The following is a 1,562-nucleotide window of genomic DNA, read 5'->3' on the forward strand; positions in this document are numbered from 1 at the left end:
CGTGTGTTGTTTCAGATATTGCACAGTGGACGCGTAGCTTCTTTGTGGTAAGTCCTCGGCCTATTAGTACCAGTCACCTGCATACATTGCTGTACTTCCAGTTCTGGCCTATCAACCCGGTGGTCTGCCGGGGGCCTTACCCCCTCGAGGGGGTGAGAAACCTCATCTTGGAACAGGCTTCCCGCTTAGATGCTTTCAGCGGTTATCCCTTCCGAACGTAGCCAACCAGCGGTGCTCCTGGTGGAACAACTGGCACACCAGAGGTTCGTCCGTCCCGGTCCTCTCGTACTAGGGACAGCCTTCCTCAAGTTTCTTACGCGCGCGGCGGATAGAGACCGAACTGTCTCACGACGTTCTAAACCCAGCTCGCGTGCCGCTTTAATGGGCGAACAGCCCAACCCTTGGGACCTACTCCAGCCCCAGGATGCGACGAGCCGACATCGAGGTGCCAAACCATCCCGTCGATATGGACTCTTGGGGAAGATCAGCCTGTTATCCCCGGGGTACCTTTTATCCGTTGAGCGACACCGCTTCCACTTGCCGGTGCCGGATCACTAGTCCCGACTTTCGTCCCTGCTCGACTTGTCAGTCTCACAGTCAAGCTCCCTTGTGCACTTGCACTCGACACCTGATTGCCAACCAGGCTGAGGGAACCTTTGGGCGCCTCCGTTACATTTTAGGAGGCAACCGCCCCAGTTAAACTACCCACCAGGCACTGTCCCTGAACCAGATCATGGTCCGAGGTTGAGGTATCCAATACGATCAGAGTGGTATTTCAACAACGACTCCACAGTAACTGGCGTCGCCGCTTCACAGTCTCCCACCTATCCTACACAAACCGAACCGAACACCAATACCAAGCTGTAGTGAAGGTCCCGGGGTCTTTTCGTCCTGCCGCGCGTAACGAGCATCTTTACTCGTAATGCAATTTCGCCGAGTCTATGGTTGAGACAGCTGAGAAGTCGTTACGCCATTCGTGCAGGTCGGAACTTACCCGACAAGGAATTTCGCTACCTTAGGATGGTTATAGTTACCACCGCCGTTTACTGGGGCTTAAATTCTCAGCTTCGCTCTTACGAGCTAACCGGTCCTCTTAACCTTCCAGCACCGGGCAGGCGTCAGTCCGTATACATCGTCTTACGACTTCGCACGGACCTGTGTTTTTAGTAAACAGTCGCTTCTCACTGGTCTCTGCGGCCCCACCCAGCTCACACTGCAAGAGTGATCACCGGACAAGGCCCCCCTTCTCCCGAAGTTACGGGGGCATTTTGCCGAGTTCCTTAACCATAGTTATCTCGATCGCCTCAGTATTCTCTACCTGACCACCTGTGTCGGTTTGGGGTACGGGCCGTGTAACAACTCACTAGAGGCTTTTCTCGGCAGCATAGGATCACTGAATTCGCCTCAATCGGCTACGCATCACCTCTCAGGCATCATGAACGGCGGATTTGCCTACCGTTCGCCCTACAGGCTTACACCAGTACAACCACTGACTGGCCCAGCTACCTTCCTGCGTCACCCCATCGCTTGGCTACTACCAGATCAGGTCCCACGCATCCACC

At 54.9% G+C, this 1,562-nt stretch carries 1 rRNA gene; it reads right to left on the reverse strand.

What is annotated here, in order from left to right:
• Positions 1–43: 43 nt before the first annotated feature.
• Positions 44–1,562 (reverse strand): 23S ribosomal RNA (locus ACOQFP_RS24045); the annotation flags it as partial.

The organism is Rhodococcus sp. MALMAid1271 (assembly GCF_049195265.1).
Taxonomy (GTDB): domain Bacteria; phylum Actinomycetota; class Actinomycetes; order Mycobacteriales; family Mycobacteriaceae; genus Rhodococcoides.